Here is a 22,510-nt window from a genome sequence, read left to right on the forward strand (position 1 = left end):
ATGAGAATTTTATTGATCCTTCTAATCTTTTGTATTCACTATGGAAAGACCAGCTATGCGCAAAGCGTAGTTTTTGATAAGGATCATTTTGCCATTGTCAATGAAAATGGTTTTGCCCGGATATCTTCAGAAATGATGATGCAGAGTACTATCGATCAGATGAATCGAAACCTAGAAAATATTAAGCTCAATACCTCGGCGCTGGTTTTGACCCAGCAGATTATCCTCCGCTCGCTGACCCAGGTCGATCAGGGCTTGAAAACTGCCTTGGCGGTAAAGGAAATCGCCGCTTTGAGTGCTGAAATTTTTTCTTCTTCACAGGAAATGATCGGGTTTGCTTCCAGGCATCCTCATCTTTTGCTTTTTGCAGAGCAGGTTTCCCGCCAGTTAAAGGATAGAGGAATCAAGCTGGTAAACGATGTGTCCCAGCTGGCATTAAAAGAGGGGGAAAATTTACTGCTCAATTTTGAAAAGCGTGATGGCTTGATCAAAAAGATTTCACTTGAATTAAAGCTCATCAGAGCCTTAGTGTTTTCCCTTCACAAAACCATGTTCTGGGCTGCTCAACGCTCTTTTATTAAGCAAATTAATCCCTTTAAGGATTTTATCAATACTGATCAACGTCTCGCCGGACAAATTATTTTAAACTATAAAATGCTAAAAAAATGAAATTATTACTACTGGGTCTGGCCCTATTTTTCTTTGGTCTGAGTTTGAATGCTCAGATGAAGATCCGCGATGATGCGATCATCAATCAGCAGGAACGAATGGTATTCAAATCTTGGGACCGCAAAAAGTTTACCCCAACCTCGGGTTTCTTAGGCCTCAACCCTCTTTACTGGATGACCTGGGGCCTTCACCCCAATTACCCAAAGCAGGATCTCAGGCCATTAGGCCCTTCAGGGCCACAGACCATGCGACTTGGATTAGCGGTCGCTATGGGCAAAGCTACGGATGATTACAAAAAGCATTCAGACACGCTCGCTGAAAACGCAGCTGCTAATTATGTTGCGTATTCTCCATTATTATCCAACCTTGACCCTTTGTGGTCACTGTATTATTCAGATGAATTCTCCAGTTTTTCCGCCGATTATAATGACAGATTTCTAGGACTAGGTCCAAGGGAAATAAATTACTTATATACCAGCGGGTTAAGCTTGTGGTATGATGAGCAGTATGCTTCGCTGTCTGAACGCCTTTCCTTTGCCAGAAGCCTGCCTATGGATAGAGGATCCAGAATCCTTTCTTATCACCGGCTGCTATTGGAATGCCGAAAGCTCCGGGCGAGCTGGGAGGATAAAAAAAGCCATTGCAGAAGCTACCTGAATCTCTCTTATGATAAAGAAAAGGTAAAAAAGAGAGAAACTAGCATGAGCCCAGTCGCCAAAAACGATATCGAAATAGCAAACAAAATCCTTAAAAATTCGAAATTATGAGCTTAATGAATTTTTTAAATCTGCCTCCTTTACTACAAGTAGATGTTCCGGGATCCTTTAAGGATACTTTTAATTTTTTGCAGGGAAATGGGGTATACGAGGAAGGAATGATGCATTTTTTAAAAGGGATGAAGGATACCATTTGGACTCATTATGATGTGTTCTTAGCCGATGCGCAGGCCTTATGCGCAATACTGATGCTGATTTATTTTGCCATTATCTGTTATGGTATGATTTCGGGAGATAAAAAACTAGAAGTCATGCCATTGCTTCGTCCTTTCGGGCTGGTGATGGTAATATTGTGGTGGCCGGCTTTCACCAAAGTTATCGCCTATCCCGGGGCGCTGGTAGAAAACCGCACTGAACAACTTTTTGATGGAAGTCAAAGTCATATCAATGACCTGAGAATGCAACGGGCGAAGCTGATGGTGGATGTCTCAGATGAACTCTTTAAACTTCAGGCCAGTACCGAGATCGCTAAGAGCGAAGCGGATACCTGGTATGAAAATGCATGGGAATCCGTAAAAAGTTCTGTGAAGGAAGGCTTTTCACAGGTATGGAATCCGGTAGTGGAAATGCGCAACCGCCTGCAGGTAGGTCTGCAGCTATTGGCCAGCTCGCTTTTAGAAACCATGGCCATCTGGATTTTAAGAATCAGCGTTTATGTCATTTTTATTGTGCAGATCATCTTTTCAACCATCCTGATCATTCTTGGGCCGTTTTCTGTGGCAGTGAGTATTTTGCCTGCCTTCCGTCAATCTTTCACTGAGTGGATTGCAAGATTTGTTTCGGTAAGCCTGTACTCAGGGATAGCTTATCTGGTGATGTATGTAGCATCGCTGTTCCAGCAATATGCGTTAGAAGCGGAGATATTGCGCTACAGCGAACTGCTCAGCGGCGAGGGGGAAAGCATAGAGAAATTAAGCTGGTTTGCCGCCAACGGGGTGCTCTCTTTTGGAATGGTAATTATCACTTTCGTCATTGGCGCGATTACCATGTTTACCGTTCCAAGTATTTCTACTTGGATTGTAAGCACTTCTGGGGTAAGTTCGGCAGCGAGCGCAATGGGTAGTGGAGCGACTAGAATCAGCAGTATGGCCACTAGCGCAGTAGGAGGTATGTGATGATTGTAAAAAATATAGAAGACAAGATTCGCCTGGCTACCAGGCTATCGCTTTGCAGTTTCATTTTAGCTTTTGCCATTTCCCTTAGCGTAAGCATATATGCCTACCGGCAGGTTTCGGATTCCAGAAAATCTATTTATGTCCTTCAAGACGGGAACAGCCCGTTGCTGGCCAGAAGAACTGATCTGGAAATAAATAGGGGCGCGGAATACAGAGCACATATTTCCAGATTTCATTCCCTGTTTTTTTCTTTAATACCCGATGAGAATTTTATTGAGTCCCAAATGCGGCAGGCGATGTATCTTATCGATGAAAGTGGGGTACAGCAGTACAATAATTTAAAGGAAAAAAATTTTTTCAGTTCGGTTCTTTCCTCATCTGCAGTACTTACCATTCATATGGACTCGATTACCCTGGATGAAAAAAGGGGGTACTTTAGATACTATGCCACTCAGCGCATTGACCGGAGAAGCGCAGTCACGCTGCGTTCTCTGGTTACAGAAGGCCATCTTCGGGATCTGCCCTCCAGATCAGAAAATAATCCACATGCGGTGCTGATCACTTCCTGGAAAACTCTGGAAAATGCTGACCGGTCCACCATTGAAAAGAACCCTTTATAGTTTATTTATGAAAGAAAATATTTTTCCCCCTGCTTTTAGCAGCGCTTTTTCCGCGGGTTTAGATTTTTTTAGAAAGCAATTTAAAAAGACTGCCACCCGGTATCCAAGAGGCATTATTGTAGGAATGGTTTTGCTGATGGGAATCTCTGCAGCGCTCAGCTTCACGCTGATGCGGGCGGATAAACCTTACACTTCACTATCGGCAAAGGTTGCCCAGTACCCCGGAATGCTACCCCAGACCAGTCCCAATTTACTTTTGGAAGTGATCACTTTACAGGCCGAGCTCAAGTCATTTGCTGATAAAGGGGAGCCAAATCCTACCGATAGCCTGCGGATGGAGGAAATTTTAAAAAGAATCCAGCAACTCAATCAAAAACTGATTAATAAATGAAATCCATAAATTTTAAAAAACCACGCTACGTCATACCCCTGATTTGCCTGCCTTTTATATTATTGCTATTTTATGTCTTCCAACTCTATAATGCCAAAGCGCAAGTGCATAGGGATGATCCTGCACTGCAGACCGGAATCTCTTCGGTTGCACCAGCGGTTTCTAATAAGGCATTGGAAGATAAGCTACAGGCTTTTAAACAGCGGTATAAAAAGGGAGACGGCTATACCGCTTTAGCGACCATTGATTCAGAAGAATCGCTGTCGGATGATTTGCACTCGGCTTATAATCAAAAAGAAAAGCAGATGCTGGATTCTATCAGCGACGTTTTAAAATCTCAGAAGCAGCGCTATATGGTGCCGGGGCTACCAGAGCGGAAGGGTTATCAAAAAAGCCATGACATTGCTGATACTGAAAAGCTAAATCAAGTGCTTTCCTCGCTTAATTCAAAAGAGCAAAAGCCAGCTTCCCCTGCATCAGATCCTATGAATATTTTTCGTCAGCAGATGGCTATTGTAGACAGTATGAATAAAGCCGCTGTTTCTTCAGCAGCAGCGCCATACTCTGCAATAAAGACAAAAAATAGAACCATGCCGGCGGATACCGTCCGGCCTTTGCAGGTAAAAATATCTACACCATTAGCTATAGATGCTTATACGATCAAGCCTGAAGCAAAACCGGGCACTTTTATTCAGGCCATGGTCGGAGAATCATTAACGGGATTCTCCGGATCCAGAGTGAGTATCCGTTTAGCCTGCCCGGTGCGGGTTGGCGATAAAATAATAAAAGAAGGAACCACTGTATATGCAATCATTAGTGGTTTTGCCTCTCAGCGTGTGAATTTAAGCATCTCGTCTATTTTTTTTCAGGGCGAAATATTACCTGTTAAGCTGGAAGTGTATGATCTGGATGGAATTAAAGGTATTTATATTCCTTCCTCTTCTTACCGGGAGTTCAGCCGAGAACTTTCTGCCAGCGCAGTCTCCGGTCTTGCCATGGATTCTTCTTCTGAGAAAAATCAGCAAATAATGAGTCTTTTGGGCAGAATGTTTCAATCTACCACCGGGGCAGTTAATAAGCTTATCCGATCAAATAAGGCCCGAATCAGTTATCCATCCATGCTTTACCTAGTCGATCAATCCAGTCAACACTAAAAATTATCTGATGAAAAATTTTAAAATATTTCTTCCTGCCAGTCTTATACTGTTTAGCGGTTATATCCACGCACAGAATAGACCGAGTCTTCCCGTACTCCTGCTCAGCCCATCATCATCTGTTCACCTGCGATCCCCCGAACCAATCAGTTACGTGGATTTACCAAGGGGATTTTTAAATGGAGATTTACCTTTGAAAAATCTGTTGCGTCTACGGCTCGACAGTGGTTTTCTTCCCTCTGGGGGAAATAAAGAGATCGGGATACTGACCCTTACCGGTGAACATTTTTTAGCCCAGTACCGGGTGGTCTATGCAGACTCACCGTCCCTGATTCACCAGACTGAGCTGGAAGTACTGCCCAAAGATATGGTGCCACTTTTGCCATCTGATCATTCCTTATCAACTCCTCAGATAAAGCAAAAGGCGCTTACACTGTTATCTGCTAGAATAAATAAACCTTTGCTTAGTGGCTATTCTCAAGGGATAGGTTTAAAGCTCAACCAGATCGCAAGCGCGGGTGATCTCATTTTTTTGGATCTCACTTTTTCAAATGAAAGTCGAATTGGCTATGAGATTCAGCAAGTGAGCTTCAGTGTTGAAGACAAAAAAGTATCCCGCTCGGCAAACTTCCAGCAGTTTGCTTTACTCCCAAAATTTATTTTAAATGATGCTGATCATTTTGATAATCGTTACAGAAATATTTATGTATTGCCCAAGGCAGTTTTTTCTTCATCTAAACAGCTGTTAATTACCGTTAGCGAAAAGCAGCCCAGTTCCCGGCAGGTCAGTTTAGCCCTTTCTTATGGAAAGCTATTGCAGGCAGATAGCTTTTAATTTCCTTAATGTATGGAGGAAAGAACTGAATTGCAGACACTGCACCGCTTCATGCAGTTCTGTATCTATTTATCTGTATTTCTGGATATCCTTTACTTTATCCTGGTTCCACTTTTCGACTCTACCTCACCTCGCACCGTTCTGATAGCTTTAAACCTCCACCAAAGTTTAAGCCGGATAGTTATCTATCAACAGCCGTTATATAGCCGGTTATTTATCATGTTGCTGGTATTATTAACTTCACTTGGAACCTTGAGTAAAAAGCACAGGGACTTGTCGGCTAAAAAGCAAATTCTTTTCCCTTTAACAGTTTCCCTGATTCTGCTTTTTTCAGGACTATTGTTTTATTCCGGCCGTCCGTTGATATGGATAAGTAGTGAAATTGATTCAGAAATTTTTTATGTGCTTTTACTGATAAGTGGCACTATAATTTTCCACATTTCTCTTGATAATATCTCAAAAATAATTTCCTCAAAGCTCGGAAAAGATATCTGGAACAGGGAAGGAGAATCTTTCAGGCAGGAAGAGAATAAAAGTAAAATTCCACTATCAGTAAACATTCCTATGCTTTACTATTATAAAAAAAAGGTAAGAAATGGATTCATTAATATCGAAAATATTTTTCGGGGAACATTATTGATAGGCACCCCGGGCTCCGGGAAATCCTTTGGTGTAGTGATGCCTTTCATCCGTCAGTTAATCGATAATCAGTTTTGCTTGTGCTTATACGATTTTAAGTTTCCCGATTTGGCGAGTCTTGCCTATCTGAGATATTTGAATAACAGGGCAAGCGGTGTTGATATGAATTTTCATGTCATTAACCTGAACCATGTGGAAATGAGCCGACGTATAAATGTTTTCAAAGCGGAGTATATCAAGACATTGGCAGATGCGGCAGAGACAGCTGAAGCACTTGTTGAGGCACTAAAGAAAGGGGATAAGTCCGGGGGAAGTGATCAGTTTTTTACCCAGAGTGCTGTTAATTTTCTAGCAGCGTGTATTTATTTTTTGGCCAGGCTAGAGGGCGGTAAATATTCTACACTACCCCATGTGCTCTCTTTTTTAAACTGCACCTATCAGCAGATATTTGATTGTCTGACCAGCAATGATGAGCTTTCCTCTTTGCTTTCTCCCTTTATGAGCGCCTACCGCGCTAAAGCCTTTGACCAGCTTGAGGGACAGGTGGGAACACTCAAGATTTTTATCTCCCGCATGGCGACTCTGGAGACATTCTGGGTTTTTTCCGGGGACGATTTTTCGCTAAAAATCAGCGACCCCAAGCATCCCTCCATTTTAGTTCTCGCAAATGATCCAGCTACTCAAAATATCAATTCTACCTGTTATTCCGTTGTTCTTAACCGGCTTACCCGATTAATCAATTCAAAGGGCAACCTGCCCAGTGCACTGATACTCGATGAGCTTCCGACTATTTTTGTCCACCGGATTGAAAATTTGATTGCCACGGCAAGATCCAATAAGGTGGCTGTATTAATGGGATTGCAGGAACTTCCCCAATTCCACCAGCATTATGGAAAGGAAGTGGCCAACACCATCTGCGCGGTGGTAGGAAATGTGCTTTCAGGCTCTGTCAGAAGTAAGGAGACTTTGGATTGGCTTGAAAAACTCTTTGGCCGTGTGAAGCAGGAATCTGAAAGTTTATCCATTGACCGATCCAAATTATCGATCTCCTTATCTGAACGTTTAGAAAATCTGATTCCTTCAGGAAAAATTGCTGCCCTTTCCACTGGGGAAATGGTGGGGATTCTAGCTAGGGAGCCGTCCGATAATTATGCGAAAGCTTATGAGCCCTCAGTGATTAACTGTAAAATCAACCTTGATTTGAAAGCCGTGGCAGCTGAAGAGGCTAGTTATGTACCTCTTCCTGTATTCTATAATTTCAATGGAAATAAAACTCAAGTGCTTTCTGATAATTTCAAAAGAATCAATAATGAGATCAAGCTCATCACCCATAAATTTTTAAAAAGTTAACCCATAAAAAATGAAAGATGAATTAAACGGTTCGCTGATTATCGTCCTTGATCAGCAGAACCCTGATGGAGCAGCGCGCATAGGGATTATTGGCAAGATCAGCATTGATACCAATAAAGTGGATGTCACTTTTGGCAATCTTCACCAAGAATCAGTAGATGTTAATAATGTGCATTTTTTAAAAGATCGGTCGAATTTATACAGCTACTTACTTTCCAATACTAGCGATATAAATCTTGGAGACTTTAAAACACTTTTCAAAATCAATATGCTGCAAGATCGAGGAGACCCGGCTTCAATTTTGGAAGCTTATCATTTATTACAAAAAAATCCCAGTGCTATTAACAGCGCAACAGATAGCCTTTCAAATTTCCAACGCTCCAAACAGCTGCTAAATACTGAACCTCCCAAAGTATTCTCAAGATGAAAGGCAATATAGCCTGTAGCACTATGCTGCTTTTCCTTTTCCATATCACCTCCTCTGCAGTTGCACAATTTAGTCCTCCTTTAGCCCGAATTAGTATTACCAGCCCTTATGGATATAGGTACCATCCAATACTAAAGCTAATCAAACTTCATTCGGGAGTTGATTTAAGGGCTAAATATGAACCTGTATTCGCAGTGATGGCAGGCAAAGTAATCGCATCTGGAGAAGATGATGTTCTAGGCAAATTCATTAAAATCAATCATGGCAGCATAGAGACAATTTATGGCCATTTATCAAAGGTTCTTACCGCTAATAGCTGTTTTGTAAAAACAGGTGATCAAATCGGTATAACAGGAAATAGCGGCAGAAGTACTGCACCCCATCTTCATTTTGCTATGCGTTTTTTAGGAAAGACGGTTGATCCTCTATCCATGATCATCAAAATAATAAATTCTCAATTCATTCCAATCATGAAAGAAAAGCAAATCATCCAAGAGGATAAGCTGAGTTTGCCTGCATTATTAATGCTGCTTAACGATCATAATAAACTTTTGCTATCTCCCGCCCAGGCGGAAGAATACGGCAGCGGATTAGCTGATGAGTTACCCCGATCTGAGGAGGAAAACAATGGAAAATAAAAACCTTCCCTTGCACATTCAGGTCGCAAATTCGCTTATCGAGCAGCTCAAAAAAGGTACAGTTCCCTGGCGTAAGCCCTGGAACGGTGATGGCATACCCTTACCAATGCTTCCCTATAACGTGCAAAGCGGAAACCGTTATAAAGGAATCAATGCGATGAACTTAATGCTTTCCGGTAGAGAAGATCCCAGGTGGCTTACCTTTAAGCAGGCAGAGGCAATAGATGCTAAAATCAACAGGGGAGAAAAAGGGACTTTGATACAGTTCATTAAAACCCATCACCAGAAATCCTTAAGAGATGATAAAGGCAAGATCATTTATGACGAGATAGGGCAGCCACTTATCGAAAAAACGCAGCTGAATAAGCCCATCGTTTCCAGTGCATGGGTATTTAATGCTGAGCAGACTACTGGTCTGCCCGAATTATTTAATGATATTCCAAAAAAAATAACCTGGGATCCTATTGAAAGAGCCGAATCACTCCTTCTGGCTAGTGGCGCCGACATCAGCCATCAATACATCGATAACGCCTTTTATAATATTCGGTATGACAGCATTACCCTTCCAGAGCGGGGACAGTTTGCAAACGCGCAAGGCTATTATGCTACCGCGCTCCATGAACTTGCCCATTGGACGGGGCATCCGGACAGATTGGACCGCGCCACGCTAATGAATAGTGGAATGATTGCTTATAGCAAAGAAGAGCTTAGAGCAGAAATTGCCTCGATGTTCATAGGAAGTGAGCTGGGCATTGGTCATGATACCGGTCAGCATGCCGCGTACGTGGAAAGCTGGGTATCAATATTGGAAGATACTCCCTTTGAAATCCATTCTGCGGCGATGGATGCGGAAAAGATATTTGATTTTTTAATGAATATTGAACGTAAACGCGAGATCGAAGCCTCGCCGGATCTTGAGGTTTCCTTTTTTGAGCAGCGACCAAAAAACTTTTTATCTACCGGAGACCAGATCTCCTACCGTGATAGCATCTACCGTGTAGAAGGTCATTTAAAGCAAGGACGGCTCCGAATAGAACAGCTGCCTTCCGGCCTTCATTTTACGCTTGCTAATTCTGACCCACTTTACCGCTCGCTTCTTGATCAAAAGCTGGGTCTAAGCCTAGATCTACCAACACATCTTGGGAAAAACAATAATTCATTAACCAATAAAAGATAAATGATGAATACATTATTTGATATCAAAGAATTGCCCTTATCCCAGTTTGAAGATTTAGGACTTTATCACGACAAGCAGTTATTGCTGGGGCCAGAAGAAATTCAGGCGCTTTTAAATGGAAGGCGAACCGATTTGATTTCCCTTAGAGCGCTAAAAGGCGAAGGGTTTGAAATAGAAAGGCTTGATGCCAGGTTATCTCTTCGGCGTGAGGATAGCGGAGAACTCTCTTTAATGATCCATCCGATTTATAGAACTGCACGTGAGCATCCTTTACTTACCGCTGGAGAAATTGACGATTTAATCAATGGAAGAAAGGATTTTGTTGGCAGACGCATTGACAAGGAAGAGGGGAGATGGGCCATGTACAACATCGAATATGATCCGGAGACAAAAGATTTTGTAGGCTATGATGTAGCTAAGGTACAAACGCCTGAGCGGATCAATGGGATGCTGCTGAATGAGGAAGAAAAGTCTGCTTTTAGAAGAGGCGAACTCATTGAGCTTACCGATGGAACAAGGGTGCAACACCGGGCATCAGATCCAAAAGGAATTCGGAGTGACCGGAAGGTCCTAGTGCTTTCCGTATTACTCGATGGAGGAATCAGCTATCTTTTGATTAGGGGCATACGCTCCATAAGAGACGGTGCCAATCAACTCAATCACCATACTACTGCATTTAACCAGGCACTAGCAGAAATGCAAGGCGCTAAAAATGTAATTCAGCAGGGGCTAAGCCCTGAGGATTCGCGTCATCTTGGAACAAAAAAAATAACGCGCCATTAATCAATAAAAAGTTATGAATCAAAATAATTTAGAATACCTTCAGAAAAGTCTTGACTATTTGGGCTTTGGCACAAAGCTTAACGCTGCACTCGAATGCGCTATTTTAAAAGGCGAACAGTTTTTTTCCATTGGAATCAATCAGCGGTATATCCCAGCGGAATTCCGGTCTCAGGTAGAAAAGAAGGTTGATGATATGCATTTTGAGCTAAAATTTAACCGGTCCAAAAATGGTGAAGTTTACTTTCTGAATGCAATGGAAACTTCGCTTTTGCGTTATAATGCCACTGAACCCATCATGAAAAATTTTGTGCTGGATCAGCAGAACAGAATGAGTGCGCTTCAATCTTATAAACTTCTCTGCGGACTTTCTTTTGAAAAGCCAACATTGATTTTGGATACCGATGATCCTGAGTCAAAGCAATATAAAAAGATAGACTTATGGTATAAGCTTAATTTCAATGCTGTTGATAAGCTGGGCGAACATCCCATCAAATGGTTCTTTCCTCAGCATGGTTACGATCTTGAGCAATCTTTCAACAAGTTTCCCTTTTTGGAACTAACTGACACTGATTTGCGGGAGTCTGCTATCAAAGCTTTGCGGTATGGAAATTTGATTAGCCTTCCCATGGAAATTGACGGGAAAAGGCAAGAGGTTTATATCTCGGCAGATCCGGAACAAAAAACGCTGAATATTTTTGATCAGCAGATGCAAAGTATTCATCCGGATTTAATTGTTGCCAACAAAATTCATCCGGTTTCAGAGCAGACTGAGCGTACGATGACCGGTGAACAGGAATATCAACATGGGTCTGGGGAAACTCGTTCCGCTAGGCGATAGATTTATGCTGAAGAAAAAATGAGCCTTCAATCCGTTAATATTCTCTTGCATTACTTTGGGCTTTGGAAGCAGTTGACTGATGTAATTTCGACGAAGAAATCGGTTAGCGGTCCGGATTTTAAATAGCTTAAACATGTCATATTAATTTCTTGTCTTTTTCTGCTATACATAATTCCATTGCCTTCAACAATATCATAAATTCTATAGTTTGCTTATTTCAATTTACAGAAAATAAGGGCTGATGCAACAATTTAACATTATAGTAAGCTAACCAGGATCTAATTTATAGGGATCTTTTCAGAGATCGAAAATCCTGGTTTGTTCAGCCCCTTCTACCTTGATTTTATCACCAAGCCTTCTAATCCAGTTCCCTTCTCTTACTCCGGCACTTTTTGACTATTCGGACTCAAAAATCCAGCAATTCTGGCTTCCCTTGTTTCGCCATTGTGTTTCAAGTCAGGATCTGGATCAATATAGTAGGACTGATAGTGAAAGGGACCAAGCACACGCAATTGGACGAAAAGGGGTAAACAATCAGCATCTGTTTGGTGGTTTTCACATTAATCCCGCCAATATTGCTACAAACACTGCATTCTAAATAAGTTTTCCATTTTTGATTTTTGTTTGATCAAATTTAGGTAAATCTTAGATCAAAAGATGAGGATTTCCTTTAATTATAGAATGCCATTTGCATGGTTGTAGCTTTTACCTGCCTGATTGTGGCTTATACATACTTTGTTATCCAATTCATACAAACCTTTTAATTAATTTCTATTTCGTTAAAAAACTCAATTAACCTTTGATATTGCTATGGGAAGAAAAATATTGAACCGTATTGTCCAGTATGCCGCTTATTTTACGGAAGAAGAGGATGTTAAAATCAAAAAAATCTGCCATCAACTTGGATCGACAAAATCAGAAATGATAAGGTATCGATTACTTAATGAACAATTTCTCGGAATCAATTCCGCTGAAGTCTTATCTAAGTTAGTAAGTATAGGTAATGAGATGTCAAAAATAAATTCGACAATCAAATCGAGCAACCGATTTGATGACTTAAGAGGAGAAGGGCAAGGCTTGAATAATACACTATTGTTAAAATATATAGATACACAGAAAGCGCTTGAAGATCTTATTAGAAAGTTATTATCTCAGATGATCAAACAATAGCCCGGTTTAAATGATAGTAAAAATATTAAAAAAGTCAGTTGGTTTTCCCGCCATTAAGTATAATATGATTAAAGTAGATAGAGGTGAAGCGGAAATCTTAAGTATGGCCAACGCTGGTATACTTAATGGATTCTTAGCTATTGGTGCTCGGGACATAGAGCAATATTTTTCCGCGGTTTCACGGGCAAACTCTATAAGTAAAAAAGATCAACTTCATGTGGTATTTTCAGAAAAAGGAGATAAGTTCTCCAAGGAGGATTTCGGGGTTTTGGGAATGAAATGGATGCAAGAAATGGGTTATGAAAAACAGCCTTATATGATTTTCTTTCATAAGGATACCCAAAATAGACATATACATATTGTTTCTACAACTATTCGGATGGATGGATCAAAGATTTCTGATAAATTTAATTATTCCAGAGCATCAGGTGCTCTGAATAAGTTATTAGGCTTAGACTCGCTAGAGGAGTTTAAACTAAAAGTTAGCCGAATGATGGAATATAAATATTCGTGCCTATCAGATTTTCAATTGCTGCTTCGACAGAATGGATATAAAACTTTCTTATCTGATGGAATGCTCAAAATTTGCAGATATGGAAAAATGTTCCTCAGATTAAAGCAAGAAGTTGTTAAAGAGTTTGTGCTAACAAATACGTTTGATAAATATAGAATATCTGAAATTGAATCACTCATTTCACATAATTCCGAATTCTATGATAAAACTTGGTATCCGATTTACAAGTCAAATAAGACAATTAGAAATAATCCAGTAATAGGTCACCGGTCTGAACTATCTGAATATCTTAAAAAAAACCATAATTTAGAGCTGATCTATCAGCTTAACAAAAAATCATTGGTCAGTGTTATAGTTGTAGATCGCCTATCTAAAAATGTATTCACCTCTCCACGGATATTGTCCTTGATGCTTGCGAATGAAGATAGGTTAACTTCAGACATGTATTCAGCAAAGTCTCACTATAGGCGATGATAATCTATATCTTTCCATCTTACTAACTTAAGATTGATCTATTTGAAGATGATTGCAAATGCTTAGCTTGATCAATTTTTTTTTAATAATTGAACACCATACATCTCCACTTTCGAAGGGTAGAGAATAATATTATTTCCAATTTGTGATTGTTCTCAAGACAAAACTTATCTTCGATAAAAAATTCATATTGCAAACTTTAACACAACTTAATAACGGCGAACTTTTGGGAGCCACTACTGTAAAGATATCTGAAGGGCTCGAGTCGTTTCCTGGGCAGCTTTTTGAGCTTACTGACACTTTAGAATACCTTGATTTATCATCCAATAAGTTAACAACCTTACCAGATGATTTTAGCAAGTTTAAAAAGCTGAAGGTTTTTTTTGCATCAGATAATTGTTTTACGGTTTTTCCATCTATTTTGGGTAAATGCGATAATCTCCAAATTATTGGTTTTAAGGCTAATATGATAGCGCATATCCCAAATGATGCATTTCATGTTAATCTGCGTTGGTTAATCCTTACTAACAATCAGATTTCCAGTTTACCAGTATCTATTGGTGAGTGTTCGAAGCTTGAAAAGCTGATGCTAGCGGGAAATAGATTGGCAGCGTTGCCTACTGAGCTTGCAAATTGCAGTAGTCTTGCATTGTTGCGGATTGCAGCGAATAACTTAAATATGTTGCCTGAATGGTTGGTTGCAATGCCAGGTTTAGCATGGCTGGCTTTTTCGGGTAATAATATAGTAGATCAAACTAAAGTCGAGTCATTTGCGACAATAAATATTGATCAATTTCAGATTCAACAATTATTAGGGGAAGGTGCTTCCGGTACGATATTTAAAGCGACCAGTATAGATGTTATTAACCAAGATGAGGTTGCCATAAAAATATTTAAAGGAAGTGTTACTAGCGATGGCTTTCCGGAGGATGAGTTGCAAACTTATTTGGCTGCGGGGCATCACCCTTCGATTGTGAAATTGAACTCTGTAATAGATTTAGATGATCAGGGTAAAAAGGGTTTGGTGATGGAACTTATTCCTTCTCACTTTTATAATCTGGGGAAACCGCCAACCTTGAATACGTGTACAAGGGATGTTTTCGAAAAGGGCTTCAAACTCACTGATCAGCAAGTGTTCGAAATTGCCATTAGTATGGCTTCTGTAGGTGCACATTTGCATGAAAGAGGAATTATGCATGGTGATTTATATGCACACAATGTTCTAGTTGATGATGCTGGGAAAACATTATTCGGCGATTTTGGTGCGGCTTCACGGTACGATAAACGAGATCTTGCTTTAGCTTTTTATCTGGAGCGAATTGAAGTAAAGGCCTTCGGATTTCTGCTCGATGATTTGCTTTCGCTTTGCCGTGCAAATATTTCTGCTTACGATGCGCTTTGCAAACTTCGTGATTTGTGCTTATCTGAAAACCAACAGCTACGGCCTGGTTTCAATGAAATATTAACTAAATTACTTTGCTTAGAAGCAGCTAGTTAGCAGCTTCTTCTTTTACAGCCAATTGACCACAAGCGGCATCAATATCTTTTCCACGACTTCGGCGAATATTTGTATTGATTCCCTGACTTTTCAAATAGTTTGAAAAGGCATCTATTTTATCGCCTTCGGCGTTAGTGAAATCTGCGAATGATATTGGGTTATATTCAATTAAGTTAACCTTACAAGGAATGTGTTTGCAAAATTTTGCAAGATCCATGGCGTCAGAAATCTCATCATTAAAATGATTGAAAACAATATATTCGTAAGTTACCGGGTTTTTAGTTTTGGCGAAATAATATTTTAAAGCATCAGCTAAAGCCTTTAATGAGTTTGCCTCATTAATCGGCATAATTTCGTTTCGCTTTTTATCGTCAGCTGCATGAAGCGATAGGGCAAGATTGAATTTTGCACCGTCGTCGCCTAACTTTTTAATCATTTTAGCAATACCAGCAGTAGAAACAGTGATCCGTTTATAGCTCATGTTTAAACCATCTGGAGCAGTAATCCGCTCTATCGATTTCAGCACATTTGCATAATTTAAAAGTGGCTCACCCATTCCCATGTATACAATATTAGTTAGGGGATTATTATAGTTTTGCTTGGCTTGTTTGTCAATCAAAACCACCTGATCATAAATTTCGTCGGCATTGAGGTTGCGTTTACGGTCCATGTAGCCAGTTGCACAGAATTTACAGGTTAAGCTACAACCCACCTGAGAACTTACGCAAGCGGTCATTCTATCCTCCAATGGGATTAGAACTCCCTCAACGATATTTCCATCAGCTAAGCGGAAAGTGTTCTTGATCGTATGATCATTACTGAACTGCGAGTTGTTTACCTGAACAGCATTGATCGAAAATCCTTCTTCCAGCGTTTTGCGCAAATCTTTAGAAAGATTGCTCATTTCATCAAAGTGAGTAGCTGATTTTTCCCATAACCACTGGTAAATTTGTTTTGCCCTGAATGCAGGTTGTTGCATTGCAATTAAGTGTTGCTGCAATTGGGGCAAATCCAATGAACGGATATCGATTTTTTTAGCTGTTACCATTTGCTGCAAAGGTAATAAAAAGCCCTTAAGCTGAAAGATCAAATCTTAAAGCAACAGGTTATGATTCAGAATTTTACAATTAGCAGGCTATCTACCTCTTGGTTTGGTATTTGATTTACCTGAGGGTTTACCTTTTGTTGGTCTGGAGTTTCTATTGGTCGAACCACCTTTACCCGCAGATTTTGATGGAGAATGTGATGTAGATTTTTTAGTGCCACCTATTTTTGAAAAAGGCTTGTTCGCCTTGAAGGATTTTTTTGGCTGGTCTTCTTTGGGCTCTAAAATTTCTTCCCAGGAGTTGGTTTTCTTTTTGGTGTTTTTTGGTTTTGAAGTTGCTTCTGAAGATGATTTTTCTACACTCTTCATAATGCCAGTCATCTCCTCTTCACTCAAGTCTCTAAATTCTCCCGTTGGGATACCTTTTAGATTAATATTCATGATTCTTGTGCGTTCCAATTTGGTTACTTCATAGCCAAAATGTTCGCACATTCTACGGATTTGTCTATTTAAACCCTGTATTAAAATGATGTTGAATACAAATGTGCTGATTTGACGCACTTTACATTTACGGGTATTTACGCCTAAAATGGGGACGCCATTACTCATTTCAAATACAAAGTCTTCGGTTATGGGTTTATTTACAGTAACCACATATTCCTTTTCGTGCTTATTTCCAGCCCTTAAAATCTTATTAACAATATCGCCATTATTGGTGAGGAAAATTAGACCTGATGAATCTTTATCCAATCTGCCGATAGGGAAAATGCGTTCACTATGGTTGATATAGTCAACGATGTTATCTTTAACATTTGATTCGGTGGTGCTGGTTACACCCACAGGTTTATTAAAGGCGAGGAGGATAAAATTCGATTCTTCTTTCGGTTCAATGTTATGACCATTAACCATCACTTTATCACCAGCAAAAACCTGATCACCAATTTTGGCTCTTTTGCCATTGATGAAAACATTGCCCTTTTCGATAAACCGATCAGCCTCGCGACGGGAACATAATCCGCTCTCACTTATAAATTTATTTAGGCGGGTTGCAGCGTTATTGTTCATGCTACAATTTTACGGAAATAAATTATGTTATGAATCAATAAGGCAAAAAGAACACCAAGATTAAATTGGTGTTCTTTGTTAAATGAAATTAAAAATTCTGGTCGTCGGCACTTGGACCATAACTACCTGGAATTGGAATATCCAGTAACCTTAAGTATACACCCAATTGGGCTCTATGGTGAGTAGTTTGACTAAAGGCGATACGGATCATTTCATATTTGGTTAAATCGCCTAAAATTTGATCTCCGTTTCGTAAAATCCATTGATTGTTTAGGATTTGCTGATCGACATTTTCTAATTCTTTCTTCCCGCTTTCATAACTTTCTTCTAAAAGCTTTATCAAGTCTGCATTACTTTCTACCTTTTTCTCTTCATAAGGAGCGGTTGCAAAATCCAGTCCGTCTGCAGTGATGGCTAAACTTATCCAGCCTGGAAGTTCAGCGATGTGGCTCGCCAATGATTTCATTTTCATGCTTTTTTCGTGTGGTGCCCAATCAAATTTATCAATCGGTACCAATGCCAAAAACTTCTTGGTGGTGTTAAATTCTGATTCGAATTCTTTCAATAATAATTTAATAATATCCATATTTTGTCGTTTTGTTTTCTCTATTGTGTTGAGGTCCATCAATAATAAATCTGCTATACTCATGGTTTTTTCGATTTGCTGAAACAAAGAAAGTACGCCGGAGTGACAACCCTATGGCAGTGTATATTTTTATTTAAAAAATTATACATTTATTTTCTTGTTTAAATATAAGCGTGTAAATGGTTCGATTATCCCTAAAAAAAATTATGTTTGAAAAATGGATAGTATCAGAATTAACACTGCTCAAAATATTGATATTGAATATGAAATTGCAGGTTTGGGTGAACGTATAGCTGCTCGCTGCATTGATTTGGCAGGCTTCGCAATACTTTTTATTGTTGCCTGGATTTTGTTCATTATCGGATCAATAAGCGTTTCAGGAACATTGGGAGTGGTGATTCTAATCATTTACCTCATCATATTTGCATTTTATGATTTGGTTTGCGAACTCACCATGAATGGGCAATCGTTTGGTAAACGAGTGATGAAGATAAAAGTAATCAATCTGGATGGTACGCAGCCTACTTTCGGTCAGTACCTGATTAGGTGGTTATTTAGGATGATTGATTTTGGTTTCCCATTGGGTTGGGGTGTAATCGCATTGGTATCTGTTGCTATTACCCAAAACCATCAAAGGCTTGGAGATTTACTTGCCAAAACAACGTTGATAAAGACTACGCCTCGTACCCAGCTTAACCATGTTGCGTTTAATTTTAGCCTTGCAGATGAATATCAACCACTTTTTAAAGAGGTATTGCACTTAAACGACAGAGATGTTGAGCTTATTCACGAAGTGCTTACAGGTTATTATCAAACTGGAAATGCGAGCTTAATTTATGCGATGGCTGCAAAAACTAAAGAACATATTTTTGTAACCATACCTGCAGGAATGAATGAGTTACAGTTTTTAGAGACAGTACTGAAGGATTATAATTATATCACATCGGGACTTTCTACCTAATTTAATGATGGTGAATCATCTTTATTAAATATGAAACCATAACAAAGTTACCCACAATAATAATTAGTATTTTTATTATAAAGTCTTTGTTTTTGATTGGGAAACTATACAATACACCCACAATTAGGAAGAGAATAATAAGTGGTATTGTTGATGGATAGAGTGTCCAGCTTTTTGATATGTTGCCTTGTAAAAGAGCTATTAGGGATCTTTGGAAACCGCATCCTGGGCAATTGATTCCGGTTAATGCTTTAAATGGACATGGTATTAAATGATTTTGCAGCCAATCAAACATGTTGATTAAGCTGCAAAATATAAATGTTAAAGTCATTTGTTAGGGTTAAACTACCGGAGGAGGATTGTCGTTCGGGTTATTTTGATCTCCAAATGTTTTATTTTGATTGCCGAAAGGATTATTCGGATTATTAAATGGATTGTTAGCATTGTTGAATGGATTATTTCCAAAACCACCATTCTGTGCTTCAGCAGCTGATGGGCCTAAATATTTTGCATCACCAAAACCTAAAATCGGCCAGAAAATGTAGGGGAAGATTACCATACCAACTGTAAAACCTTCTGATTTACCAAAGCTTTTGCTTACCAAATTGTAAAGCCAAACCATAAATACAATGTTAACACAAGGAATAATCAACCACAATATCCAAATCATTGGCTTGCCCACAATTTCTAGCAGAATGATAAGATTATAAATTGGAATAATTGCTGCCCAACCTGGTTTACCGGCCTTCTCGAAAACTTTCCACATCCCAATAATCATAACAACGATTATTGCTAAATAAAAAATTATCATACCTGCACCGATTCCTGCGGCTGCTCCGCTTACTTCGTACTCATCCATAATAAATGTTTTTTTAAGGGTTTTAATTTAAATAGCTAAACTAAAGTAAAATTTTAAATTTAAAAATAGAATAAATAACCCTTCATTTATTTTAATACTGTGCTTATTTTAGGAAGTAAAGCATTTGCCCATTCGGTATACATCTTTGCACTTGGGTGAAGTCCATCGTTTGCAATTAAGGATAAATCGGTGATTGCTTTTCTTGATGCAGGCGTAATATTGCTATAGCTTACACCTGCTGCAAGTGTGATCTGTTCATTTACTGCATTAAAATTATCGATTTCTGTAGCAATCGTTTGAATGTTTTTACCAGAGTTTTTACCAAACGGAGTTACGCCCCAATCTGGAATAGATACCACAAAAACTTTTGCTTTATCGCCATTGGCAAATGAAATAGCAGTTTGTAACAATTCTGAAAACTCCTTTCTATAGGTTTCGATCGAATTACCTCGATATTGGTTATTTACCCCAATCAGTAAGGTAACGAAATCAAATTTTTGGGTAAGCTTAGCCTGAACAATTGCATTTTGCAGTTCGCTGGTTGTCCAGCCTGTTGTGGCGATTATTTTTGGATTAGCTAAATTTAAGCCTTCATTTATTAGCAAATTTTTCAATTGATAAGGAAATGATTCTGCTTGTTTCACCGATTCGCCGATGGTGTAAGAATCTCCCAAGGCCAAATATGTTTTAGTTTGGCCAGAAATAGGGGTTGGAGTGGGGGTGGGTTGATCAATTTCAGACATATTTCTTTCCTTACTGCAAGCCGAAGTTAAGAAAGAAAATAAAATGGCGCTCATTAAAACTTTCATAATCCAATTTACGGAAATGAAAGATTAAAAGTTTTAAGTTCTTAAGGATGCTAGATCAGTTCCATTTTAAAGAGTTGAGCAATATGATTTTTTAATCTCACTTTCACTTCATTCATATCCAATTGGTATCCAAGTTCCTTTTGAAGAGAAGTTACAGCTTTATCATCAATGCCGCAGGGAACAATGTTTTTAAAATAATCAAGATCAACATTTACATTAAATGCAAAGCCATGCATGGTAACCCAACGGCTGCAACGAACCCCCATGGCACAAATTTTTCTGGCGTTTTCATTATCTGGATCTAACCAAACGCCTGTATAACCAGGGTAACGGCCAGATTCAATTCCATAATCTTTCAATGTTAAAATAACAGCTTCTTCAAGTGTTCGAAGATATAGGTGTATATCAGTGAAAAAATTATCCAGATCTAAAATTGGGTAACCCACAATTTGGCCTGGTCCGTGGTAAGTAATATCTCCACCCCGATTAATTTTATAATAAGTAGCATCTTTATCCTTTAAACCTTGTTCATCCAGCAATAAGTTTTCAGGATGCCCACTTTTTCCCAAAGTGTAAACATGTGGATGTTCGTTAAAAATAAGATAGTTTGGTGTTGGTAAATTGGTTTCGTTAACTCTATTCTGGGTTTTTAAGGCAACAGTTTTATTCAGCAATTCTTCCTGCTTATCCCAAGCTTGCTGGTAATCTGTTAAGCCCCAATCAATAAATTGTGTAGGCACCAACGGAGCATTTGTATGTTTATCAACCATCTGTTATTTAGTAATATTTTAAGCGGAATGCACAACATAGCCTAACATGTAACCATCTTTTGTCCTAAAATAGTTCACTGTTAATTCCTTTGTTCCAGAAGGAAGCGCTACAAGAGCGTTTAAATTTCCTTCATTTTTAAGCTTGAACGGTTTGATATGGATGTCGCGCTTAAATTCCAAACCTTTCTTTCCATGCCATTTGTATATGGCCTCTTTAGCACACCAGGCTACATAAAGTCCGTCTATATTATCTCCAATTTGTTTTTGCGCAAGCTCAACGTCGCTCAAAAACTTATGCCTTATACTTTTTATTTTATGCTTAATCAATTCAATATCAACACCAACAGCATGTTTCTTGCTAATCATAACAGCTGCATAATCATAAGAATGGCTGAGTGAAATTTGATAATCAAAATTGGTTAAGTAAGGTTTTCCGTCTTCATCAAATTGGCAATCGATATATTCTTTCGTATTAAGCATGGTGCGCAGAAGAAGTCTCGTACTTAACCAATGCAATAACCTTTTACCATTGTTTAGCGATGAGATAATATCGAGTTCATGTTGCTTAAGCTGAAGACCAGCCAACATTTCAGCTTCAGTTTCCTCAATTTTCCAGATTGCAAGAACTGAATGCTCATCAACATTTTTATTATAAATTATTGGCATTTATAAAATTGAGATTAGCATGCAAAACTATCTTAATTAATTGATAATTTAGGCCAAAAATACGCATAAAAATGATATTATCTGATAAAAGGATATTAGAAGAAATTGATAAGGGAACAATCATTATTGAGCCTTTTAAAAGAGAATGTTTAGGCACAAATTCTTACGATGTACATTTGGGCAAATACTTGGCTACCTACAAAAGCCGCGTATTAGATGCTAAGCAACACAATGAAATTGAACATTTTGAGATTCCAAAAGATGGTTATATTTTGCACCCAGGCACACTATACCTTGGTGTAACGCTTGAATATACAGAAACCCATGGTCATGTTCCTTTTCTAGAAGGAAAGAGCAGCACCGGACGTTTAGGTATAGATATTCATGCTACTGCAGGTAAAGGCGATGTAGGTTTTTGTAATACCTGGACATTGGAAATATCTGTTGCCCAGCCTGTAAAAATTTATGCTGGTATGCCTATTGGGCAACTAATTTATTTCGTGGTAGAGGGAAACATCGAAACCATGTACAATACAAAGGGTAACGCAAAGTATAATAACAAAACTACAAAGCCCGTAGAAAGCATGATGTGGAAGAATAAATTTTAGAGTTAATATTCACGTTACCTTCATAAAAATATGCCTCGGGTTTTGTACCTTGAGGCATATTTTTTTACACCAA

Annotated in this window: 26 protein-coding genes; 18 read left to right on the forward strand and 8 right to left on the reverse strand. The window is 39.0% G+C overall.

What is annotated here, in order from left to right:
• The 16 genes from LUA91_RS12870 to LUA91_RS12945 all read left to right on the forward strand — a co-directional run bounded on the left by LUA91_RS12870 (position 1) and on the right by LUA91_RS12945 (position 15,068).
• Positions 1 to 669: a hypothetical protein gene (locus LUA91_RS12870; protein ID WP_231426459.1), complete on the forward strand. Its 669-nt coding sequence runs from the start codon at positions 1 to 3 to the stop codon at positions 667 to 669.
• Positions 666 to 1,436 (forward strand): hypothetical protein, encoded by a 771-nt coding sequence (locus tag LUA91_RS12875; protein WP_231426460.1) that lies wholly within the window; start codon positions 666 to 668, stop codon positions 1,434 to 1,436. The genes LUA91_RS12870 and LUA91_RS12875 overlap by 4 nt, the downstream gene beginning before the upstream one ends.
• Positions 1,433 to 2,560 (forward strand): plasmid transfer protein, encoded by a 1,128-nt coding sequence (locus LUA91_RS12880; RefSeq protein WP_231426461.1) that lies wholly within the window; start codon positions 1,433 to 1,435, stop codon positions 2,558 to 2,560. Before LUA91_RS12875 ends, LUA91_RS12880 begins: the two co-directional genes overlap by 4 nt.
• Complete coding sequence (traK, locus tag LUA91_RS12885; protein ID WP_231426462.1) at positions 2,560 to 3,180, forward strand: conjugative transposon protein TraK; 621 nt, start codon at positions 2,560 to 2,562, stop codon at positions 3,178 to 3,180. Before LUA91_RS12880 ends, traK begins: the two co-directional genes overlap by 1 nt.
• 7 nt (positions 3,181 to 3,187) lie before the next feature.
• The gene (locus LUA91_RS12890; RefSeq protein WP_231426463.1) at positions 3,188 to 3,571 is read left to right on the forward strand and encodes a hypothetical protein; all 384 of its coding nucleotides are present in this window, start codon (positions 3,188 to 3,190) and stop codon (positions 3,569 to 3,571) included.
• On the forward strand, positions 3,568 to 4,725 hold the full coding sequence (traM, locus tag LUA91_RS12895) for a conjugative transposon protein TraM (protein ID WP_231426464.1): 1,158 nt from the start codon (positions 3,568 to 3,570) through the stop codon (positions 4,723 to 4,725). Before LUA91_RS12890 ends, traM begins: the two co-directional genes overlap by 4 nt.
• 10 nt (positions 4,726 to 4,735) lie before the next feature.
• On the forward strand, positions 4,736 to 5,560 hold the full coding sequence (locus tag LUA91_RS12900; protein WP_231426465.1) for a DUF4138 domain-containing protein: 825 nt from the start codon (positions 4,736 to 4,738) through the stop codon (positions 5,558 to 5,560).
• Between the two features lie 12 nt (positions 5,561 to 5,572).
• Positions 5,573 to 7,549, forward strand: coding sequence for a type IV secretory system conjugative DNA transfer family protein (locus LUA91_RS12905; RefSeq protein ID WP_231426466.1), 1,977 nt, complete (start codon positions 5,573 to 5,575; stop codon positions 7,547 to 7,549).
• A gap of 10 nt (positions 7,550 to 7,559) precedes the next feature.
• Positions 7,560 to 7,976, forward strand: coding sequence for a hypothetical protein (locus tag LUA91_RS12910; protein WP_231426467.1), 417 nt, complete (start codon positions 7,560 to 7,562; stop codon positions 7,974 to 7,976).
• Positions 7,973 to 8,614 (forward strand): M23 family metallopeptidase, encoded by a 642-nt coding sequence (locus tag LUA91_RS12915; protein WP_231426468.1) that lies wholly within the window; start codon positions 7,973 to 7,975, stop codon positions 8,612 to 8,614. The genes LUA91_RS12910 and LUA91_RS12915 overlap by 4 nt, the downstream gene beginning before the upstream one ends.
• Entirely contained in the window at positions 8,604 to 9,791 is a 1,188-nt protein-coding gene (locus LUA91_RS12920; RefSeq protein WP_231426469.1) for an ArdC family protein, read from the forward strand. The genes LUA91_RS12915 and LUA91_RS12920 overlap by 11 nt, the downstream gene beginning before the upstream one ends.
• Entirely contained in the window at positions 9,792 to 10,574 is a 783-nt protein-coding gene (locus LUA91_RS12925; protein ID WP_231426470.1) for a DUF4099 domain-containing protein, read from the forward strand. It begins immediately after the preceding gene.
• 13 nt (positions 10,575 to 10,587) lie between these two features.
• On the forward strand, positions 10,588 to 11,412 hold the full coding sequence (locus tag LUA91_RS12930) for a hypothetical protein (protein WP_231426471.1): 825 nt from the start codon (positions 10,588 to 10,590) through the stop codon (positions 11,410 to 11,412).
• A gap of 810 nt (positions 11,413 to 12,222) precedes the next feature.
• Entirely contained in the window at positions 12,223 to 12,582 is a 360-nt protein-coding gene (locus tag LUA91_RS12935; protein ID WP_231426472.1) for a hypothetical protein, read from the forward strand.
• 10 nt (positions 12,583 to 12,592) lie between these two features.
• A complete protein-coding gene (locus LUA91_RS12940; protein ID WP_231426473.1) occupies positions 12,593 to 13,570 on the forward strand; it encodes a relaxase/mobilization nuclease domain-containing protein in 978 nt (325 codons plus the stop codon).
• Between the two features lie 190 nt (positions 13,571 to 13,760).
• On the forward strand, positions 13,761 to 15,068 hold the full coding sequence (locus LUA91_RS12945; protein WP_231426474.1) for a leucine-rich repeat-containing protein kinase family protein: 1,308 nt from the start codon (positions 13,761 to 13,763) through the stop codon (positions 15,066 to 15,068).
• Here the strand turns inward: LUA91_RS12945 and rlmN are convergent.
• The 3 genes from rlmN to LUA91_RS12960 all read right to left on the reverse strand — a co-directional run bounded on the left by rlmN (position 15,061) and on the right by LUA91_RS12960 (position 17,827).
• Positions 15,061 to 16,116, reverse strand: coding sequence for a 23S rRNA (adenine(2503)-C(2))-methyltransferase RlmN (rlmN, locus tag LUA91_RS12950; RefSeq protein WP_231426475.1), 1,056 nt, complete (start codon positions 16,114 to 16,116; stop codon positions 15,061 to 15,063). The genes LUA91_RS12945 and rlmN overlap by 8 nt on opposite strands.
• An 87-nt stretch (positions 16,117 to 16,203) precedes the next feature.
• Entirely contained in the window at positions 16,204 to 17,178 is a 975-nt protein-coding gene (gene rluF, locus LUA91_RS12955; protein WP_231426476.1) for a 23S rRNA pseudouridine(2604) synthase RluF, read from the reverse strand.
• Positions 17,179 to 17,266: 88 nt separating this feature from the next.
• Positions 17,267 to 17,827: a DinB family protein gene (locus tag LUA91_RS12960; protein WP_231426477.1), complete on the reverse strand. Its 561-nt coding sequence runs from the start codon at positions 17,825 to 17,827 to the stop codon at positions 17,267 to 17,269.
• 154 nt (positions 17,828 to 17,981) lie between these two features.
• Between LUA91_RS12960 and LUA91_RS12965 the strand changes: the two genes are divergently transcribed.
• Positions 17,982 to 18,725: an RDD family protein gene (locus LUA91_RS12965; protein ID WP_231426478.1), complete on the forward strand. Its 744-nt coding sequence runs from the start codon at positions 17,982 to 17,984 to the stop codon at positions 18,723 to 18,725.
• Position 18,726: 1 nt separating this feature from the next.
• Here the strand turns inward: LUA91_RS12965 and LUA91_RS20780 are convergent, their stop codons facing one another.
• The 5 genes from LUA91_RS20780 to LUA91_RS12985 all read right to left on the reverse strand — a co-directional run bounded on the left by LUA91_RS20780 (position 18,727) and on the right by LUA91_RS12985 (position 21,829).
• Positions 18,727 to 19,056 (reverse strand): DUF2752 domain-containing protein, encoded by a 330-nt coding sequence (locus LUA91_RS20780; RefSeq protein ID WP_370633635.1) that lies wholly within the window; start codon positions 19,054 to 19,056, stop codon positions 18,727 to 18,729.
• 9 nt (positions 19,057 to 19,065) lie between these two features.
• The gene (locus tag LUA91_RS12970) at positions 19,066 to 19,584 is read right to left on the reverse strand and encodes a DUF5684 domain-containing protein (protein WP_231426479.1); all 519 of its coding nucleotides are present in this window, start codon (positions 19,582 to 19,584) and stop codon (positions 19,066 to 19,068) included.
• A gap of 86 nt (positions 19,585 to 19,670) precedes the next feature.
• Entirely contained in the window at positions 19,671 to 20,393 is a 723-nt protein-coding gene (locus LUA91_RS12975) for an SGNH/GDSL hydrolase family protein (RefSeq protein ID WP_231426480.1), read from the reverse strand.
• A gap of 50 nt (positions 20,394 to 20,443) precedes the next feature.
• Positions 20,444 to 21,163: a lipoyl(octanoyl) transferase LipB gene (gene lipB / locus LUA91_RS12980; RefSeq protein ID WP_231426481.1), complete on the reverse strand. Its 720-nt coding sequence runs from the start codon at positions 21,161 to 21,163 to the stop codon at positions 20,444 to 20,446.
• Between the two features lie 18 nt (positions 21,164 to 21,181).
• Positions 21,182 to 21,829, reverse strand: a complete 648-nt coding sequence (locus LUA91_RS12985; protein ID WP_231426482.1) for a 4'-phosphopantetheinyl transferase superfamily protein — start codon at positions 21,827 to 21,829, stop codon at positions 21,182 to 21,184.
• A gap of 71 nt (positions 21,830 to 21,900) precedes the next feature.
• Between LUA91_RS12985 and dcd the strand changes: the two genes are divergently transcribed.
• Positions 21,901 to 22,437, forward strand: coding sequence for a dCTP deaminase (gene dcd, locus LUA91_RS12990; RefSeq protein ID WP_231426483.1), 537 nt, complete (start codon positions 21,901 to 21,903; stop codon positions 22,435 to 22,437).
• The last annotated feature ends 73 nt before the right edge of the window (positions 22,438 to 22,510 follow it).

The organism is Pedobacter sp. Leaf250, assembly GCF_920984735.1.
In the GTDB taxonomy this organism is placed as follows: domain Bacteria; phylum Bacteroidota; class Bacteroidia; order Sphingobacteriales; family Sphingobacteriaceae; genus Pedobacter.

Bases quoted from the DNA above. Each gene is read 5' to 3' on its own strand.
- LUA91_RS20780 (WP_370633635.1), bottom strand. From the start codon at position 19,056: ATGACTTTAACATTTATATTTTGCAGCTTAATCAACATGTTTGATTGG.
- LUA91_RS12970 (WP_231426479.1), bottom strand. From the start codon at position 19,584: ATGGATGAGTACGAAGTAAGCGGAGCAGCCGCAGGAATCGGTGCAGGT.
- LUA91_RS12985 (WP_231426482.1), bottom strand. From the start codon at position 21,829: ATGCCAATAATTTATAATAAAAATGTTGATGAGCATTCAGTTCTTGCA.
- LUA91_RS12960 (WP_231426477.1), bottom strand. From the start codon at position 17,827: ATGAGTATAGCAGATTTATTATTGATGGACCTCAACACAATAGAGAAA.
- lipB (WP_231426481.1), bottom strand. From the start codon at position 21,163: ATGGTTGATAAACATACAAATGCTCCGTTGGTGCCTACACAATTTATT.
- LUA91_RS12905 (WP_231426466.1), top strand. From the start codon at position 5,573: ATGGAGGAAAGAACTGAATTGCAGACACTGCACCGCTTCATGCAGTTC.
- rlmN (WP_231426475.1), bottom strand. From the start codon at position 16,116: ATGGTAACAGCTAAAAAAATCGATATCCGTTCATTGGATTTGCCCCAA.
- LUA91_RS12935 (WP_231426472.1), top strand. From the start codon at position 12,223: ATGGGAAGAAAAATATTGAACCGTATTGTCCAGTATGCCGCTTATTTT.
- LUA91_RS12975 (WP_231426480.1), bottom strand. From the start codon at position 20,393: ATGAAAGTTTTAATGAGCGCCATTTTATTTTCTTTCTTAACTTCGGCT.
- LUA91_RS12930 (WP_231426471.1), top strand. From the start codon at position 10,588: ATGAATCAAAATAATTTAGAATACCTTCAGAAAAGTCTTGACTATTTG.
- rluF (WP_231426476.1), bottom strand. From the start codon at position 17,178: ATGAACAATAACGCTGCAACCCGCCTAAATAAATTTATAAGTGAGAGC.
- traK (WP_231426462.1), top strand. From the start codon at position 2,560: ATGATTGTAAAAAATATAGAAGACAAGATTCGCCTGGCTACCAGGCTA.
- LUA91_RS12880 (WP_231426461.1), top strand. From the start codon at position 1,433: ATGAGCTTAATGAATTTTTTAAATCTGCCTCCTTTACTACAAGTAGAT.
- dcd (WP_231426483.1), top strand. From the start codon at position 21,901: ATGATATTATCTGATAAAAGGATATTAGAAGAAATTGATAAGGGAACA.
- LUA91_RS12875 (WP_231426460.1), top strand. From the start codon at position 666: ATGAAATTATTACTACTGGGTCTGGCCCTATTTTTCTTTGGTCTGAGT.
- LUA91_RS12920 (WP_231426469.1), top strand. From the start codon at position 8,604: ATGGAAAATAAAAACCTTCCCTTGCACATTCAGGTCGCAAATTCGCTT.
- LUA91_RS12870 (WP_231426459.1), top strand. From the start codon at position 1: ATGAGAATTTTATTGATCCTTCTAATCTTTTGTATTCACTATGGAAAG.
- LUA91_RS12900 (WP_231426465.1), top strand. From the start codon at position 4,736: ATGAAAAATTTTAAAATATTTCTTCCTGCCAGTCTTATACTGTTTAGC.
- LUA91_RS12910 (WP_231426467.1), top strand. From the start codon at position 7,560: ATGAAAGATGAATTAAACGGTTCGCTGATTATCGTCCTTGATCAGCAG.
- LUA91_RS12915 (WP_231426468.1), top strand. From the start codon at position 7,973: ATGAAAGGCAATATAGCCTGTAGCACTATGCTGCTTTTCCTTTTCCAT.
- LUA91_RS12965 (WP_231426478.1), top strand. From the start codon at position 17,982: ATGGATAGTATCAGAATTAACACTGCTCAAAATATTGATATTGAATAT.
- LUA91_RS12925 (WP_231426470.1), top strand. From the start codon at position 9,792: ATGATGAATACATTATTTGATATCAAAGAATTGCCCTTATCCCAGTTT.
- LUA91_RS12890 (WP_231426463.1), top strand. From the start codon at position 3,188: ATGAAAGAAAATATTTTTCCCCCTGCTTTTAGCAGCGCTTTTTCCGCG.
- LUA91_RS12940 (WP_231426473.1), top strand. From the start codon at position 12,593: ATGATAGTAAAAATATTAAAAAAGTCAGTTGGTTTTCCCGCCATTAAG.
- traM (WP_231426464.1), top strand. From the start codon at position 3,568: ATGAAATCCATAAATTTTAAAAAACCACGCTACGTCATACCCCTGATT.